The organism is Pseudomonas sp. MF09156 (assembly GCF_059862305.1).
Genome location: NZ_JCBCUR010000004.1, coordinates 465235 through 481987 on the forward strand (window position 1 = coordinate 465235; position 16753 = coordinate 481987).

Annotated in this window: 16 protein-coding genes; 5 read left to right on the plus strand and 11 right to left on the minus strand. The window is 63.3% G+C overall.

The annotated features are described in order from the left end of the window. Positions 1–28: 28 nt before the first annotated feature. Positions 29–763 carry a tellurite resistance TerB family protein gene (locus tag AC19YY_RS13585; RefSeq protein ID WP_172311629.1) on the minus strand — a complete coding sequence of 245 codons (735 nt, stop codon included), beginning with the start codon at positions 761–763 and terminating at the stop codon, positions 29–31. A gap of 295 nt (positions 764–1058) precedes the next feature. On the opposite strand from AC19YY_RS13585, the gene AC19YY_RS13590 reads away from it, so the two are divergent. Further along, positions 1059–1343 carry a hypothetical protein gene (locus tag AC19YY_RS13590; RefSeq protein WP_169952992.1) on the plus strand — a complete coding sequence of 95 codons (285 nt, stop codon included), beginning with the start codon at positions 1059–1061 and terminating at the stop codon, positions 1341–1343. A gap of 50 nt (positions 1344–1393) precedes the next feature. On the opposite strand, the gene AC19YY_RS13595 is transcribed toward AC19YY_RS13590, so the two are convergent. Together AC19YY_RS13595 and AC19YY_RS13600 are read right to left on the minus strand one after the other, a co-directional pair. After that, positions 1394–1825: an MAPEG family protein gene (locus AC19YY_RS13595; protein WP_172311631.1), complete on the minus strand. Its 432-nt coding sequence runs from the start codon at positions 1823–1825 to the stop codon at positions 1394–1396. Continuing rightward, positions 1822–2133 carry a DUF2834 domain-containing protein gene (locus AC19YY_RS13600; RefSeq protein WP_169952989.1) on the minus strand — a complete coding sequence of 104 codons (312 nt, stop codon included), beginning with the start codon at positions 2131–2133 and terminating at the stop codon, positions 1822–1824. Before AC19YY_RS13600 ends, AC19YY_RS13595 begins: the two co-directional genes overlap by 4 nt. A gap of 112 nt (positions 2134–2245) precedes the next feature. On the opposite strand from AC19YY_RS13600, the gene AC19YY_RS13605 reads away from it, so the two are divergent. Next, positions 2246–3055: a helix-turn-helix domain-containing protein gene (locus tag AC19YY_RS13605; RefSeq protein ID WP_169952987.1), complete on the plus strand. Its 810-nt coding sequence runs from the start codon at positions 2246–2248 to the stop codon at positions 3053–3055. Positions 3056–3065: 10 nt separating this feature from the next. On the opposite strand, the gene AC19YY_RS13610 is transcribed toward AC19YY_RS13605, so the two are convergent. The 5 genes from AC19YY_RS13610 to eutH form a co-directional block, all read right to left on the minus strand. Continuing rightward, the gene (locus AC19YY_RS13610) at positions 3066–5903 is read right to left on the minus strand and encodes a TonB-dependent receptor (protein ID WP_500604348.1); all 2838 of its coding nucleotides are present in this window, start codon (positions 5901–5903) and stop codon (positions 3066–3068) included. Between the two features lie 97 nt (positions 5904–6000). Then, positions 6001–6966, minus strand: coding sequence for a FecR domain-containing protein (locus AC19YY_RS13615; protein ID WP_500604349.1), 966 nt, complete (start codon positions 6964–6966; stop codon positions 6001–6003). Continuing rightward, entirely contained in the window at positions 6963–7469 is a 507-nt protein-coding gene (locus AC19YY_RS13620) for a sigma-70 family RNA polymerase sigma factor (RefSeq protein ID WP_169952982.1), read from the minus strand. Before AC19YY_RS13620 ends, AC19YY_RS13615 begins: the two co-directional genes overlap by 4 nt. A gap of 299 nt (positions 7470–7768) precedes the next feature. Beyond that, positions 7769–8125 carry a DUF1937 family protein gene (locus AC19YY_RS13625; RefSeq protein WP_170041228.1) on the minus strand — a complete coding sequence of 119 codons (357 nt, stop codon included), beginning with the start codon at positions 8123–8125 and terminating at the stop codon, positions 7769–7771. Between the two features lie 57 nt (positions 8126–8182). Further along, the gene (gene eutH, locus AC19YY_RS13630) at positions 8183–9427 is read right to left on the minus strand and encodes an ethanolamine utilization protein EutH (RefSeq protein ID WP_169952978.1); all 1245 of its coding nucleotides are present in this window, start codon (positions 9425–9427) and stop codon (positions 8183–8185) included. 387 nt (positions 9428–9814) lie between these two features. Here eutH and AC19YY_RS13635 point away from each other — a divergent pair, with 387 nt between their 5' ends. After that, positions 9815–10594, plus strand: coding sequence for a DeoR/GlpR family DNA-binding transcription regulator (locus AC19YY_RS13635; RefSeq protein WP_169952976.1), 780 nt, complete (start codon positions 9815–9817; stop codon positions 10592–10594). A gap of 4 nt (positions 10595–10598) precedes the next feature. On the opposite strand, the gene AC19YY_RS13640 is transcribed toward AC19YY_RS13635, so the two are convergent. The 3 genes from AC19YY_RS13640 to AC19YY_RS13650 are packed head-to-tail and all read right to left on the minus strand — an operon-like array spanning position 10599 to position 14674. Next, entirely contained in the window at positions 10599–12014 is a 1416-nt protein-coding gene (locus tag AC19YY_RS13640) for an FGGY family carbohydrate kinase (RefSeq protein ID WP_169952974.1), read from the minus strand. 25 nt (positions 12015–12039) lie between these two features. Then, positions 12040–13278 (minus strand): NAD(P)/FAD-dependent oxidoreductase, encoded by a 1239-nt coding sequence (locus tag AC19YY_RS13645; protein WP_500604350.1) that lies wholly within the window; start codon positions 13276–13278, stop codon positions 12040–12042. After that, the gene (locus AC19YY_RS13650; RefSeq protein ID WP_170041226.1) at positions 13265–14674 is read right to left on the minus strand and encodes an NAD(P)/FAD-dependent oxidoreductase; all 1410 of its coding nucleotides are present in this window, start codon (positions 14672–14674) and stop codon (positions 13265–13267) included. The genes AC19YY_RS13645 and AC19YY_RS13650 overlap by 14 nt, the downstream gene beginning before the upstream one ends. A 591-nt stretch (positions 14675–15265) precedes the next feature. On the opposite strand from AC19YY_RS13650, the gene AC19YY_RS13655 reads away from it, so the two are divergent. Next, positions 15266–15781, plus strand: a complete 516-nt coding sequence (locus AC19YY_RS13655) for a sigma-70 family RNA polymerase sigma factor (RefSeq protein WP_500604351.1) — start codon at positions 15266–15268, stop codon at positions 15779–15781. After that, positions 15778–16716 (plus strand): FecR family protein, encoded by a 939-nt coding sequence (locus AC19YY_RS13660; protein ID WP_500604352.1) that lies wholly within the window; start codon positions 15778–15780, stop codon positions 16714–16716. Before AC19YY_RS13655 ends, AC19YY_RS13660 begins: the two co-directional genes overlap by 4 nt. Positions 16717–16753: the final 37 nt, after the last annotated feature.

The window sequence follows — 16753 nt, forward strand, 5'->3', positions numbered from 1 at the left end:
CAGGCTCCTGCTTCGCTGTCTTTGTGGATCAGGCCTGTTGGGCTTGCTGTTCAAGGTGCAGTTGCAATTCAGGCTTGATACCCAGGGCATCGGCCAATTCATTGAGGTAGTTGCGCTCGGTGACCTGCTGGTCATCCACCAGCATCACACTGGCCAGGTAGACCTCGGCGGCCACCGCCGGATCATTGGCATATTCGGCAAAGTCGGTTGCATCCAAGGGCTTGGCGACTTGATCGTCGAGCCATTGTTGCAAGTCCGGATCGTCGGTGTGGCGCCCGATCTCCTGGGAGATCAACGCGTTTTCCTTCTCATCAATCCGCCCATCCGCCTTGGCCGCCGCGATCAATGCGCGCAGTACCGCATGGCTATGGGCCTCGACCTCGGCGCCAGAGAGTTGATCAACCGTCTGCAAGGCCTGCTGCGGCGCAGAGGCCTGCTGGCGTTGCCAGGCTTGATACGCCTGGAATGCCATCATCCCCAACGACGCCAGGGCCGCATAGTTGGTGCCGCCGCTACGGGTCTGGCTCGAACCGCCCGCCTGGGTCCCGCCCAACATACCGCCCAGGCCACCGAGCAGATCGCCCAGGCCGCCACCGCCCGACGCAGAAGGAGCGGAGCCGCCGCCCCGGAGCAATCCACCGAGCAGGCCGCCCAACCCACCGAGCCCTCCCGCGCCGCCCTGGGGTGCCGCCGAACCGCCTTGCTGGGACATCGAGGCTTGACCTGCACGTAGCAGTTGTTCCAGTAGAGCACTGGTGTTCATGGTATCGCCCTCCTATGGGCTGTGCGCCAGACAACCAACAATAGTCCCTGGCGCCTATAACGCCAAGACCGCCCAGCAGGCGCTGGTTTGCCGAGCTGACTGGCCCCCCGCAAACCCGGCGCAGGCCTGTGGAAACCGTGAGAATTGTTCAGATTCAGCGCGCCACGGCTTGCGGTGAACGTCAGCCCGCCCGTGGGGTCGGAAATATAAGGGCACGGCCTCAATCGGCCTGGCCTTGAGCGCGAGCATCCACAGATTTGCGGTGCCGCGAACCCTCACAGAAGGAGACGCTGACATGGTCACTCACTTCAAGGTCGCAGGGCACCTCGCTTGCGGCCATCACGGCAATAACCTCACGTCCACGGTGGAACTGAACCGGGTCAAATGCCGCACCTGCCGCAACACCGATGCCTATAAGGAAGCCCGCCGCAACCAGCGCAACGCGTCCCGCCGTGCATCGCGCAAAGCCAAGTCCAACACCGCCAGCAATGATTGGCGCAGCGCCTGGACCCAACGCCTGACCGCCCTGCCCGGCCTGCAACGCCTGCCACGCGGTTTCAGCCGCCAGGCCTTCGTCTAGCCCCTATAGGAGCCGGCTTGCCGGCGATCGCGGCGTATCCGGTCGATACCCTATCGAATAGGCAACAGCGCCGCACCGATCAACCCCGCCAACCCCAAGAGGCACGCCAGGCCAACGCCATAGGCCAGGGTGCGCCAGGGTTGGCGGCGGCCCAGGTACAGCAAGGTATGCAGTACCCGCGCGACGGTGAACAGGCCGAACAGCCAGGCCGTCGCGGCGGCGTTGGTGCCCAGCGCCAGGCATAACCCGCCGAGGACGAAAAACAGCGGAATGTTTTCCAGGTCATTGGCCCAGGCTTTCGCCGCCCGGCTGACCGGCGCAAGCTCCTGGGCAATGGCCGGGCGCTGGAAGAAACCGGCATCCTCAGGATTGCTGAACGCACGGTGCCGGAGGCGGAAAAAACCCTGGTAACAGGAGATCGCCAACATCTTGATGAACAACACCAGCACACACAGGGCAAACAGATGCACGAGGCTGGTCATCGCCGGTCCCTGGCAAAGCCGTGGACCACGATATACAGCAGCGGCCCCACCGAGACAAAGATCGCCGTCAGCAGCCAATACGGCAGCACACTGGCCAGCGACCGGCCCTTGGCGCGGGCGTCGCGGTACATCCACACACACGCCAGGGCCGCCATCAGGTACAGGTCGATCACCACCTGGGCGGTGTCGGGCCTGGATAGCAGCTCAAGGCCAAACGCCAGCAGCGACTGCTCGGCCCAGAGCAAGGTGCCCAGGGTGTACAGGGAAAACGCCAACAGGCTGGCAAGGGCGATATAGGGTCTGTGCATAGGGTCCACCACGCAGGATTGGGCAAGCCGCAGATTAGTGATAACGTCGCCGCCATCTCAATGACCTGCGAGGTCATGGACGCCCCCCGCCCCGCCCTGCCAGAGTCCATCCATGAACCGCCCACCGTTCCCCCGCGCCAACCCCGAGACCGACGCCGGTACGCAACTGCGGCTGTTGCGCCGCCAGGCGAAGTTGAGCCAATTGCAGCTGGCGCTGATCAGCGGTATTTCCCAGCGCCACCTGAGTTGCATCGAAACCGGCCGCGCCAAGGCCAGCCCTGGCACCTTGCATAACCTGCTCAGCGCCCTCGAGGTGCCCCTGGAGCAGTGCAACAGCCTGTTCCTCGCAGCCGGCTACGCCCCGCGCTACGAAGCCACGCCGCTCGCCGCGCCGGCAATGGATGCCATTCGGGATGCCATCAGCCACGTGCTGAAGGCCAACAACCCGGCGCCGGCCATCGTGCTCGGGAGCCACTGGCAAGTGCTCGCCGCCAACGCCAGCACCCAGGTGCTGTTCGACCTGGTGGGTTTGGCGCCAGACGCGGCACAAGGCCTGAACCTGCTGACCACCCTGCTGCAACCGGGTGGCCTGGGCGACTACCTGCTCAATGCCGACGAGATCCGCAACCTCGCCTGGCAACGGGCTGCCCGTGAAGCATTGGGCAACCCGACCCTGGCCACGCTGCTGGAAAGCCTGCCGGTGCCGCAAGGCTCGACCCCCCTGGCCAATGAACTGCCGCCACTGGTGCTGACCCGCGTCAATTCGCGCCATGGCGAGCTGGACTTCATGTCCACCTTCACCACCTTCGGCATGCCCCAGGACATCACCGTCACCTCATTGCGCATCGAGCACCTGATCCCGGCCAATCCCCACACTTGGCAGGTGATGACCGCGGCCTACGAACACTCCCTGAGCCGCTAGGCGCCGCTGATCAGAACTTGGTCACCACCCCCATGCGCAACGTACGCCCCGGTGCCGGCATGAAGCTCTGGGCCAGCGGGTCCAGGTAGTAACGATTGGTCAGGTTATCCAGCGACACGTTGAACTGGGTGTGGTCTTGCCATTTGTAGTCGAGGAACAGGTCCACCAGCGCCACTTCGCGGTAGACCAGTTGCGGCGTGGTGGCGCCGGTCTGCCAGGATTTGTCGGCGGTGACGGTCGGGCCCGAGGTGTAGGTCAGGCGCCCGCCCACGGTCAGGGCCTGGTCAAAGAAGCGCAGGCCCGTGGTCAGGTTGCCGGCGACCCGCGGCGGGTTCTGGGTATTGGTGTACGAGCCCATGAAGCTGCCTGGGGTGCAGTTGGGGGTGTTGTCAAGCTTCTGCCAGCGAGTGGAACTGGCCCGCAGGCGCGCGGCGAAGGCCGAGTCGCAGGTTTCGGTCTTGAGGTAATAGGTCGACGACAGGTCGGCAAAGACCCAGCCGGCATCGTATTTCGATTGCAGCTCCAGGCCGCTGGTCTTGAAGCTGTCGGTATTGCTGAAGTTCATCAGGCCCATCAGGCCGGGGCTTGGGTCGTAGTAACGGGTCACGTAGTTCTTGATGGTGTTGTTGAAGTACGCCAGCTTGATCGCCGCCGTGTCGTTGTCCGCCAGCAGGCCTTTTTGCAGAGTGCTTGCGCCGATTTCCCAGTTGCTCGAACGCTCCGGTTTCAGGCCCTTGCCAGGCATGGTCTGCAAGGTGCCCTGGCTGGTTTCGAACAACGAGGGCATGCGCAGGCCCTGGGTGTACGAGGCGTAGATGAAGGTATCGGGCGCGATCTCGTAGTTGATGCCGATGGCCGGCGAAAAGGCGCCCTTGCTGTCGCGCTGCTTGCCCGAATAGGTGTAGCCGGTGACCACTTCGCCCACCTGCGACGGATAGACCCGTGTGCCAACGCCCCCGTAGTCGTTGTAGCGCGGGCCATCGAACGGGTTGTTGGTGTCGCTGAACACAATCCCGTTGTTCAGGCGCGGGTCGGTGGCATCGGTGTATTGGCCGTTGGCGTCGGGGAACCACAGCATATTGCCGTAGCTGCCCGGCTTGATCACGTTCACGTAGCGCAACTCGCGCTCCTCGCGCTGGGCGGTGGCGTGCGGCACATGATCCTTGGTGCGGTAGTAGGTATAGCGCCCGCCACCCCACACCGTCAGCTCGTCAACCGGCTTGTACTCCAGCTTGCCGTTGAGGCTGAACTCCTTGCGCGAACCATCACGCAGGCTGCGGTTGGCGTTGATATCGTTCTGTGTGGTGACCACGCTCTTTTGCGGCTGCAGCTCCTCGAGCTGGAACGAGCCGCCCAGGTCCAGTTTGAAATCGCCATAGTGCGTGTCAAAACGCGAGGTATTGGCCAGCTCGCCACCGATGCGCCGGTCGTGCTGGCGCGTCCAGTTGCGGTCCGAACGATAGGCCTGGGATTTGGGCGCCAGCACCGAGGTCAACTGGCTGGTCTTGGCATCGGTCATCCACAGGCCGGTCGTCAGGTCCACCAGCATATTGCCCGTGGGCAGGTAGTGATAGCGGGCGGTGTAGGTGTCGATCTTGGTGCTGCCGCGCGGGTACTGGTAGATACCGCCGGTGCCGAAACGGAAGATGTCCGAGGGCATGATCTCGCCTATGCGTCCATCGTAACGACTGTAGCCGAAGTCGAAAGTGTGGTCGTCGGCCGGGCGCAGGGTGGTCTTGAGCAGGATCGACTCGGTCTCTGCCGAGGAGTTGAGCACCTCTTCGCCGGCGTTGTAGGTGGTGGCCACCGTCATGTTTTCGCGGCCATAGCGGTCAAAGGTGCGGTAGCGGTCCTGGCCGTGCTTGCCGGAGAAGTAGTTGCCCTGGTTGCGATGGGCGTAGGCGGCCACCACATCGAACAGATCGTGGGTATAGGCAAACGCCGCGCTGCCCGATTCCGAGTCGGAACCGAACAGGCCGCCACGGTTCTGGTGCGGCTCGGAGTACAGGTTCTCGGTGGTCGAATGGCCGTTGCGCGAGGCCGGCTCGACGCCGTTGTTCCACAAATCGCCCTTCAGGCGCAGGCCCACGTTCTTGCCGTCACGCAGGATGTCATCGACCCCCAGGGTGCGGATCGCCACCGTGCCGCCGATGGCGCTGGACGTCAGGCTGGGGCCTTTGTCGATGGCGACATCGCTGATCAGGTCGGGGTCGATGTAGCTGCGCTGTTGCGTGCCCGCATAGCCGCGATAGACATCCAGCGCCTGTTGCGAACCGTCGACCGTGACCGCCACCCGGCTTTGCCCCTGGATCCCGCGGATATTCACATCCAGGCCACCGCCATTGCGGCTGTCACCCACCTGCACCCCCGGTTGGCCCTTAAGCAGGTCGCCGACGGAGATCACGCCAAAGCGGCGCACTTCTTCGTTGGAGATATACACCGACGAACGTGGCGCGGTGTACACCGCTTTTTTCTCAAGGTCATCGCCAGTGACTTTCTGCGACGGCAGCACCAACGCACTGGTCGCTGGATGCAGTTCGAAGCTGCCATTGGCCTGGCGCTGAAAACTCAAGCCGGTGCCTGCCAGCAACTGCGCCAGGCCGGCCTCGGTGCTGAAATCTCCGTGCAGGCCGTTGCTGCGTTTGCCCGCCGTCAGCGTCGAACTGCCCGCCATGCTGATACCCGCCTGCACGCCGAAACGCGAGAGTGCCTGGTCCAGCGGGCCGGCTTCGATGCTGTAGGGTTGGCGCTCGGCCTGGGCGAAAACTGCCGTGCTGTACAGCGGTTGCAGGCTGAGTAACAGCAGACCCAATGTGCGGGTGCGCAAGACACTTGCGGGAGAAATCATGCAGGGCTCCTAGAGGTGAAGGCCCACCTGTTTCGGTGGGTTATCCCTATAGGCCAAGCGAGTTTTGAAAAACTGCGCAGAGAACGTAAATAAATGTTCAGGCCGGCACCACAGTCACCCAATAGCGGGTACGCCGCTCGATACGCACCGGCAGTGCATGGGCCACCAACGCCAGCGCGGCATCGGTGTCGTCGAGCTGGAAGCTGCCAGTCACGCGCAACTCCGCGACCTGCTCGCTGCATCGCAAGACGCCCGGCCGGTAACGGGACAACTCGGCCAGCAGCACATCCAGGCGCATGCGCTCGGCAGGCAGAATCCCGCGCAGCCAGGCCTGGGCCAGAAATCCATCGGTTTGCCGTGGCGTACCCACACCCTGGCGATCGACCTGGGTCTGCCAGCCTGCCGCTACTGATACCGGTGCCGGGTGGCGCGGCGAACTCACCTCCACCAGCCCGCGCAATACGGTAATCCACGTGCCCTGCTGATCATGGCGCACCAGCAGATTGGCATCGTGGCTGCGCAGCAGCGCATCCGCTGTGAGCAGTTGCAGTGGGCGCGACTCAACGCGCGCATCCAGCGCCACCTCGCCCTCGATCAACTGCACGCGGCGCAGCTGCGCGCTAAAGTCCAGGCTGACAGCGCTGGCAGTGTTCAACCACAGAGAACTGCCATCGGCCAGGGTCCAGCGGCGGCGCTCGCCGGTAGCCGTGCGGTAGGTGGCAAAGGCTGCGCGCAGAAGGGTCGATTCCGCGCCCTGCCAGGACAAACCACCGAGCAAGCCCAACCCCAGCAAGCACTTGAGCACCTGCCGGCGCCGCGCCGGATCAGCCCCGGCTGCCTCCAGCGCGCGTCGTGCGGTGACATCCGCCAACAGGCTGGCCCCCGGCTGAAGCATCAGCGGCAAGCTGGCGACGCGTTGCCAAGCGTATTCGTGCTCGGCACTTGCCTGGCGCCAATGCTGCAACGCCTGTTGCTCGTCCGGGCTCATCATCCCGGACTGCAACCGGACGATCCAGTCGATGGCCGTCTCGCGGACTTTCGGTGCAACCGGCTTGCCATTCATTCGAAACGGCTCGCGTAGCACACACTGAAAGCCTTGCCCATCGCCCGCTGCACCTGGGCCACGCTCAAGTTCAACTGCGTGGCGATCTGCGGGTACGTCAGGCCGTCGAGCTGGGACAAAAAGAAGATCTTGCGCACCTGCATCGACAGCCCCACCAGCAGCGAGTCCAGCTGTAGCAAGGTCTCGATCATCAAGTAACGGGTTTCGGGCGACGGCTCCTCACCTTCCGGACGGGCGGCGAGCGCCTCCAGGTAAGCCCGCTCAATCGCCTGGCGCCGCCAGCGGTTAATCAGCAAGCCATTGGCGATCGCGGCCAGAAATGCCATGGGCTGGCGCAGCTCCCGCACGTCCTGCTGCGTGCGCAACACCCGGATGAACGTGTCGTGCGCCAGGTCCTCGGCATCGGCGCTGTGCCCCAGGCGACGCCGCAACCAGCCGCGCAGCCAGAGATGGTGACGGGTGTAGAGTTGTTCGACGGGCGAGACGAGACTGTCGTCGTACATGTCAGGTCCAATGAGCAGTTAATGATAATACTTCTCATTTTAATATCCTGACCTGACGCTTGTACAGTCTCGACTGCTAACACTGTTATCTGTGGGAGCCATTCCTGACCCACCGCCATCGCGGGCAAGCCCGCTCCCACAGGGGGATCTCGGCTGGGCACAACATTTGCGCTACATCGCAAATCAAATGTAGGAGCGGGCTTGCCCGCGATGGTGGTGGGTCAGGTTAGAAATACTTTTCTGACACTCCGTCATCGCGGGCAAGCCCGCTCCCACAAGGGTTTGCGTTGCCGGGGGAATTAGTTGAACTCGGCGTGGACCTCGGACCACAAGCTGACCTTCTGCCCACGGTTCTTGAAGAATTCGATCTCGCGCTTGATCCCGGAACTCAGGTCCCAGCCCGGCAGGTCAAGGATGATCAGTTCTTCCATCATGTCCATGAACAGCGCATCCACCGGCGCCCACAGCTTGCCGATGGTGGCGCTGTCCTTGCCTTCGAACGCGAGGTTGATCGGGTGCGACATGGACACCTGGCTGAACACCCCATGACCCGACTCGATGATGATGGCCGCCACCTTGTTGCACTGGATAAAACGCTCGTGGGTCACTGACGCATCGGCATGGCTGTAGGGGCAGGCCAGAAAAATCTTTCTCATTGTTACCTCAAGGCAATGCAAGGGCACGCGCCCTTGCCGTGGATTAAAGAGTCAGGGTCACACTGCCTGCGCAGCCGGCACGCCGGCCTCATCGGCCTCTTCGCGCTCGCGCTCCTGCGCTTCGTAACGCTGGGCGGCGGGCACCGAGATCTTGATCGCGATCGCCACTGCGAGCAGGCCGCCAAACAACTTGGCCAGCAGGATCGGCATGATCAGCGTCGGCTGGAAGTTCGCGGTAAAGGCCAGGTGGTCGCCAATGGTGGCCTGGGCACAGACACCCAGGGCCACACACAAGACCTTGTCCCGGGCATTCATCTTCTTGAACAGGTGGTAGACCGCGATGATGTTGGCAAACACCATGACAAACGCCGCCGCGCCATCGGCTGACAGCCCGATGTGCTTGCCCAGCACTTCCATGGGTTTCTTGCAGTAGCGGTTGAACAGGTAGCAGATCGGGAACGTACCGGCGAGCATGATGCCGATGTAGCCGGCAATCTCGATGGCACGGAACAGCTCCTTCTCGTCGGCGAACATCGGGTCGAAGCCCCACACACCGAAGTTCTTCATGAAGAACCCGGTGAAGTGCTCGACGATGGCCAGCGCCAGGACGATCTTGATAAAGGCATCCATCAACTTACCGAACACCAGGAACCCGGCCACCATCCACGCCGCCCGGTAGCGCAGGCCGGCGGCCAGCAGGAAGCAGAACACAAACAATGGCGCGAGCAAGCGCACGCAGTCGACAAACCCCAGGCTCAGGTAATGCAGGGCCGGCGAGGTGGTGGAAACGATATCCCGCACCGGCAGGTTGAAGGCGGTGATCATCATCAACGAGGCAAGCACCGCAAACGGGATGCTGATCAAACCGGCCATGGCCCCCAGCGCCAGGTACTTGTGGTCCTTGCGTTCGAGCATCATCAGGCCGACCGGGATCAGGTAGACGATGGTCGCGCCGGAGGTATAGCCAACGATCATGGCGGTGATCCACATGTCGCGGTTCGCTGCCAGGGCATCGGCCAACTGGTAGCCGCCCATGTCCACGGCGATGATCGACAGCGCCGCAATCGACACGTCGGAACCCATCGCGCCGAAGTACGGCCCCAGTGCGACCTCGATGAATTTGGACAGGTACGGGATCGCCACCATGATGCCCGCCTGCGCCAGGAACACCGGGCCAATGGAGTGGATGCCGTTGACAAACTCCTTGCCCAGGCCGCTGTCCGGCTTGATCACGGATGCAAACGCGCCAACCACCGCGCCGATCATGATCAGGTAAATAACGTAATTGCCGAATTCCGCCATTGCTTTCGCTCCATCTGTACTGAATCAATTGTTGTTGTAGGAGTACGCCCCAGTTCGGTCGCTCCATTGGCCAAACGCGTTTTACAGCCCCATTTGTGGCGCTTCCACACCCTATTACTAACCACTTCCCATGCCAATCGTGTGTTTTTTGTGGTTTTGCGGGTTAAACACACTGGAATCGGTCAACTCTATTGCGTAATCTCTGATCACACCTTTCAAGGCAGCGGACTCTACGGCCGTGAACGGCAAACGCCAATACCAAGTTCACACCACCTCCACTGGCGCCCACGCGCCCCGCCGCTTACTGGCAGGGCATCATTTGAGTGCCTCGGTAACAGCACTGCGCCGCCGTGGCGCATTCACGTAGCATCAAGAGGATGGTTGCCCATGCGCCCCAATGAAAGACGCCAACATATCCTTGAACTGCTACGCCAGCGTGAACGCATCTCGGTCGACGAGTTGGCGCGCACCCTCGGCACTTCGCAAGAGACCATTCGCCGCGACCTCACGGCCCTGGCCGAAGATGGCCAGGTCACCAAGTTCCATGGCGGCGCCTCGCTGCCGCCCAGCGGCGAGCACGAGAACGCCTTCCAGACCCGGATGAATGAATTCTCCCAGGAGAAACGTGCAGTGGCGCGCTTCGCCGCCGGGCTCTATGCGCCGGGCGACAGCCTGCTGATCGATACCGGTACCACCACCCTGTTCTTTGCCCGTGAACTGGCAAGGCTCAACCGCATCACCGTGATCACCAACTCCTTGTTGATCGCCGCCGCCATTGGCGCCAGCGGTAATCGCGTGTTCATGATCGGCGGCGAATACCGCCCCGAATCGGAACAGAACATCGGCGCCCTGGCCATGGAGCAGATCGCCCGGTTCAACGCTGAGCATGCGGTGGTCACCATTGGCGCCTTGAACACCGACGGCGCCTTTGACTTTTCCATCGAGGAAGCGGAAATCACCCGCGCCATGATCGCCCGCACGCGCTACCTCACGGTGATTGCCGACTCCTCGAAAATGGGCAAGCGTGCGCTGTTCCAGGTATTCCCCCTGGAGCGCATCGACCGCCTGATCATCGACCGCAAACCCTTGGGCGAACTGGCCAAGGCCCTGGCCGAAGCCCAGGTTGAAGTCCTGGAAGCCCCTGCCCTGACCCGGCCGGAGTGGTAAGCGCTCAGCGCCAGTCGCGGCAGCGCGTCACCGCATCGCTGAACGTGGCCCGCCACTGCTGGGCCTGGGCGGCACTGACTTTGGGGTGATAGCTGGTGCTGGTATTGCGCGGCGGCTTGAGCGCCACGCCGAGGCCTTTGGCTGCCAGCGCTGCGCAGCCGAATGCGGTCAGCTCATCGAAGCGCTGGGTGACGATGCAGCGCTGCAAGGCATCGGCGAGAAACTGCGCAAAATAGGGGCTGCGCGCCAGGCCGCCATCGATGGACAGGTGATCGGTGACGCTGAGAAACCCGTCCATTGCGCTGATCACTTCCACACTGCGCAATGCCACACCCTCAAGCACGGCCTGGCACATATCCTGGCGCGTGGTGCTGCCATTCATGCCGACCCACAGGGCTGCCGCGCTGCGGTCCCAGTGCGGGCAAGCGAGGCCGGACAACGCCGGCACAAACGCCAGTTGGCGGCCAATGGCCGGTGCTTCGTCGAATGCCGCCAGCTCCGAAAAATCGCTGAACAAGCCAAGCCGCCCGGCCCATTCCACGGCTGCGCTGGCATCGTAGACACCACCGTCCATGGCGTAAGTGGGCTTGCCGTCGATCTGCCAGGCGATGGTCGCCAGCAGGCCCTTTTCCGGGGCGCGGATGATCTGCTCGCCGGTCACGGTCAGGGCAAACGCCCCGGTCCCGTAGGTGATCTTGGCGTCGCCCTCATTGCGGCAACCATGGCCGTAGAGCGAGGCTTGCTGGTCGACAATCGAGGCGGTGACCGGCGTGGCGCCGATCTCGCCAAAGTGCCCGACGGTGTCGCGGATCTGCGGCAGGGTTTCCATGGGCACGCCAAACAGCTCGCAGAGCTGGCTGTCCCACTGCCCGGTCGCCAGGTTCATCAGCGAGGTGCGCGAAGCGGTGGTGACGTCCGTGGCGAAGACCCCGGTCAGGCGGTCGAGAAAGTATGCATCGGTAGTGCCCAGGCGCAGCCGCCCGGCGCGCAATGCGCTCTGCGCGGCTGGCAGGTTGCGCACGATCCAGGCCAGCTTGCTCGCCGAGAAATACGGGTCCAGGGGCAAACCCGCACGCTCCAGGGTCAGGGCCTCGCCGCCGTCGCCGCGCAACTGGGCGATTTCGGCCCAGGTGCGATTGTCTTGCCAGACGATCACCGGGGATAACGGCTCGCCGGTCTGGGCGTCCCACGCCAGGCAACTCTCGCCCTGGTTGGCAAGGCCGATGGCGTCCACCTGGCCGGTGGCCTCCAGGCAACGCTGCAGGTTACTGAGCAGCTCCAGTGGATCGTGCTCCACCCAACCAGGATGGGGATGGTGTTGCTGATGGCGCAACGAGAGCTGGATATCAGCTGACCCATTGTCACTCACCACCAACACGCGGGTGCTGGTGGTGCCTTGATCGAGCGCGGCAATCCGCATGTTTAAGACTCCTCGGCAGGTCTTGTTATTGGCCGACAAAGTCGACTTCGAGTTGCTGTACGCCCTGGGGCAGCTTGAGGCTGGCGATGGGTATCAATATCCGCCGCTCGGGCAGCGAACTGCCGGCGCGGGCCCAGATTTCCTGGCCATCGGCCCGTACCACCAGGCGCCCTTTCACCCCACGGCTGACCCGCAGTTGCAGGTGCTGCATACCGGCCACTGTGGACGGGCTCAGGCGTTGCGGCACGCAGAGCTTCAAGGCGCCCTTGCAGGCGATCTCGATGCTCGGCGCAGCAGGCGGCAATTGCCCCTGCAGATCGCGGGCGATCATCGTAGCGATCTTATGGCCTTCGCGAAACGACCAACCTGCCGTCTCGACGGGGCGCAGCAGATTCCCCGCGGCAAAGTAGGCCGGATCGGAACAGCGCCCGTATTGATCGACATGCGGGCCGCCGCTTTTCGGGTCCAGCCGCAGCTCGCTCAAGCGCACCAGGCTCGACTCGGGAGTGAACTGGCCGGTAAGCAGCACGCCGTCACAATCGAAGGTCTGGGTCTGCCCATCGGCCAGGCGCACCGTTGCGCCCTCTACCCGCCCGGTGCCGTGGATTGCCAGAAGTTGTGCACCGAAATGCATCGGCACCCCGCATAACCGCGGAAACAGCGACAGCGGCCAGCGCGCCGTGGCCCGCAGGTTGGCCTCGATCATCGCCACCGGTTGGATTCCGGCACGCCGGCAACTCATGACCGCCGACAGGCTGACCAGCTCGGTGCCGACGATCAGCGGACGCTCAAAGGGCTTGAGATGCTCCAGGTACAGGTAGGACTGAAACGCGCCGGTATTGATCACCCCCAGCGGGCGATCGCCGCCCAGCAGGCGCGCCGAGCGTGGTGTTTCCCGGGCCCCGGTGGCAATCAGCACGCGTCGCGCCTGGATCACCCTGGCGCCCTCCGGGCTCACCAGTTCCAGCCGCCCACCCAGGCCCATCTGCGTCACCGAGTGCTTGACGCGAATCTGCACCCCGGCCTTCAACGCCTGCGCGACGTTTTTGCGCGCATAGCCAGGCCCTGTATAGACGCGGCCGTATTCGCGCAAACCAAAGGGCGGGTGCCCACAATGACGAGGGATACCACCCGCCTCGGGCTCACGCTCAAACACCACCACCGTGCCAACGCCCAGCTTGCGCAGGGTCATCGCCGCCGACAGCCCCGACGGCCCGCCACCGATAATCGCGACATCAATGTTTTCGACTTCAATGGGCTTCATGACAAACACCTGTGGCAAGGGGAATGGCCAGGTGGCCAGCGCTCAGCTCGGCCACCCGCGCCCCACAATAAAAGCCCTGGCAGCGCCCCATGCAGGCCCGCGTGCGGCGTTTCAGGCCGCCCAGATCACCGGGCGGCAGCGCGCTGGCCAAGGCATTCTGGATTTCCCGCAGGGTCACCATTTCACAGTGGCAGACGATTTCGCCGTAGCCCGGCCGGTGGTAATCGCGGGGCAAATGTTCGGCGAGATTGGGCAGCACCGGCCATTGCAGGATTGAGGCGGGGACTGGCGTGTGCTCGCGCTGATACAGGCTGAACACGTGCCGGGCAATGCCCAGCGCCGCCGTCAGGCCGGTGGAGCGGATGCCGCCGACGCTGATCCAGTTCTTACCTTCGACCCGCTGCACCCGATACTCTTTCTTTTCCGTGGCCGGGCGCAGCGCGGCATAGGTGGCGGTGACCGGCATGCCGTCGAGCGCAGGAATCCGCTCGACGGCCGCGTCCACCAACTGGCGCAGCACGTCGCTGTCCAGGCCTGCGTGCAGGCGGTCTTCCTGTTCTTCGGCGGTAGGCCCCACCAACAAATTGCCGTAGACGGTGCGGGTCAGGACGATGCCCTTGGTGCGCTCGTTGGGCACCGGCAGGATGATGTTGCCCAGGTAGCGCGCGGCCGCCTTGTCGAACACCACGAACTGGCCTTTGCGCGGGTGGATGGAGAAGCTCGACGCGCCCAGCAACTGCTGCTCCAGTACATCGCCGAACAAGCCGGCGCAGTTGATGATCGTGCGCCCCCGGATAAACCCGTTGGTGGTCTCCAGGGCCCACAGTTCGCCATCGAAATAACCGCCGTTGACCTCGGTATTGAAGCGCACCTGTGCCCCATGCGTCATGGCCTGGAGCAGATACCCAAGCGGCGCCGACCACGGATCGATAAGGAATTCACCAGGCACCTGGACCGCCCCCAGGGCGCTTTGGGCCAGGTGCGGTTCAAGGCTGCGCACCCGCTCGCGGCCGATCAGGCTGACATCGGCAATCCCATTGGCATGTGCCTGTTCGACGATGCCGTGCAGCTTGTCCAGATCATCCTCGTTCCAGGCCACCACCAGCGCGCCGGTCTTGAGCAGCGGCAGCGACATGTTCTGGTGGATGTCCAGGTATTCCTGGTAGCCGTCCTGCATGCATTGCAGCTCCAGGCTGCCGGTTGGCGCATCGAAGCCGGTGTGCAGGATCGCGCTGTTGCCTTTGCTCGCACCAGAGAGGATGTCCGGGCTTTTTTCCAGCAACAGCACCCGCGCGCCCTCCAGGGTAAAGCGCCGGACCATCGCACATCCCACAACGCCACCGCCAACAACGATGACGTCGTAGATGCCGCTCTGGTTCGGGAAGGGTTTCGTCATTATCAAGCCTATGGGTGAAGTAAGCGCAGAGGTTGCCGTGAGTGGGTGCAGGGCATATGCCACTGACCGAAACGGGGTTGGAATGACCGATTGGCCATCACGGTTCCCTCACTGCCCAAGGACTGCGCGCCAAGGCATGCAGCCGCCGCCATGCCATCGCCTAGTGTTTATGGGTACCCGGGCTTTAAACACAACGTGGAAAAGGCTGACCGGTTCGGTGCACACAGAGCTGATTCTGTCAAAAAGACGTTACTGTCGATTCGCTCAATACGCGGAAAATGCTACATAAATACACAACCACTTGGAGCCAAGTTACTTTTCAACACTTTTTAGGCATGACCCCGACCGCTATTCCACGGCCATATCGCGCTCAGAGCGCGATACTCAGTCAAAAAAACCAACAAATATTGACCGATACGCAAAATTATCCACATTAAATTCGCCGACCGACGAGGTAAGGCCGTCTTTTCTCGAGTCCTTCTATAAAAGACGTTGAACGGGCCGGTTCTGAGACCGAGGCCCACTCGCCCATTGCAGCCGCCAGTCAGAAACAACTAGAATAAGATTAATTCCCACTTACGAATTTTTCGCATGAAACCAGCCCAGCCCGCCGAAGCCGCGACGCTTGAAGCCCTGTACCGCGGCTACCACGGCTGGTTGCTGAGCTGGCTGCGCCGGCGCGTGAATTGCTCCCAGCACGCGGCAGACGTGGCACATGACACGTTCATCCGCCTGCTGTCGGCCAGCCCCTACGTGGCGCCCCGCGAGCCCCAGGCCTATCTCGCCACGGTGGCCCGCCGCCTGTTGATGGACAGCAATCGCCGGCGCCGCCTGGAGCGGGCCTATCAGGAGGAACTGGAACGCTGCGCCCAGTACCTTGAGCAAGCGCCCTCGCCCGAGCAGATCCTGCAGGCGGTGCAGGTGCTCGAAGCGATTGACCGGGCCCTGGCGCGGATGAAGCCACGGATCCGCGAGACCTTTATCCTGCGCCACCTCGATGGCCTGGATCAGGCCCAGATCGCCGAGCGCCTCGGGGTTTCGGTGCGCACCGTGCAACAGGACCTGGTGGAAGCCCTGCTGGCCTGCGACACGTGCGCCCAGGCATGACCCCGGCCATCCTGCGCCAGGCTGCCGAGTGGCTGGTGCGCCTCGACCATCAGCCCGATGCCGCCAGCCAACAGGCTTTCCACGCCTGGCTGGCCGCCGACCCGCAACATCCATTGGCGGTTGCGCGCTTGCAGGGCCACCTGTCGCCACTCAAGCAGGCGCCGGCCCGGGCCGCGTTGCGCCGGGCGCGCCAACAGCCGAAGGCGATCAAGGGCCTGGCCCTCACCCTGTTAATCGGCCTGTTTGCCCTGCCGGCCTATCAGTACAGCCAGCGCGGCTACCTGTTCGCCGACCTCAGCAGCGCCAGTGGCCAATGGCAGCAACAACGCCTGGCCGATGGCAGTGCCCTGCAACTGGATGGTGGTTCGGCGGTGGACCTGCACTTCGACGCCCACCAACGGCGCATACGCCTGCTGCGCGGTGAGTTGCTGGTGGACGTGGCCAAGGATGCCCAGCGCCCGTTCTATGTCGACACCCCGCAAGGCAGCATTCGCGCCCTGGGCACGCGTTTTATCGTCGAGCGCAGCGGCGATGCGACGGTGGTCAGGATGCTCGAATCGTCCACTCGCATCGACAGCGGCACCCAACAATTGACCCTCAACCCCGGCCAGCAGGTGCGCCTGGAGGCAAGCGGCCCAGGGCCGGTGGAAAAATTCGATGCCCGCGCCCACGAGGCCGCCTGGAACACCCACCAGGTGCTGGCCAACGACGAGCCCCTGGCGGATGTGCTGGAGCGCCTGGGACGGCATCGCAGCGGCCTGTTGCTGTTCGATCGTCAGGCCCTGCAAGGCTTGCGGGTCACGGTCATGCTGCCGGTCGACGACCCGGCGCGGGCCTTGCGCCTGCTCCAGCGCACGCTGCCGATCGAAGTCAGCAACTACACACCGTGGGTCACCCGTGTGTCCTTGAAAAACAGCGCGAATAATTCTCAATAAAGTCTGCGTGTTTTCGGTTTTGCCGCGTCCTTTCCTT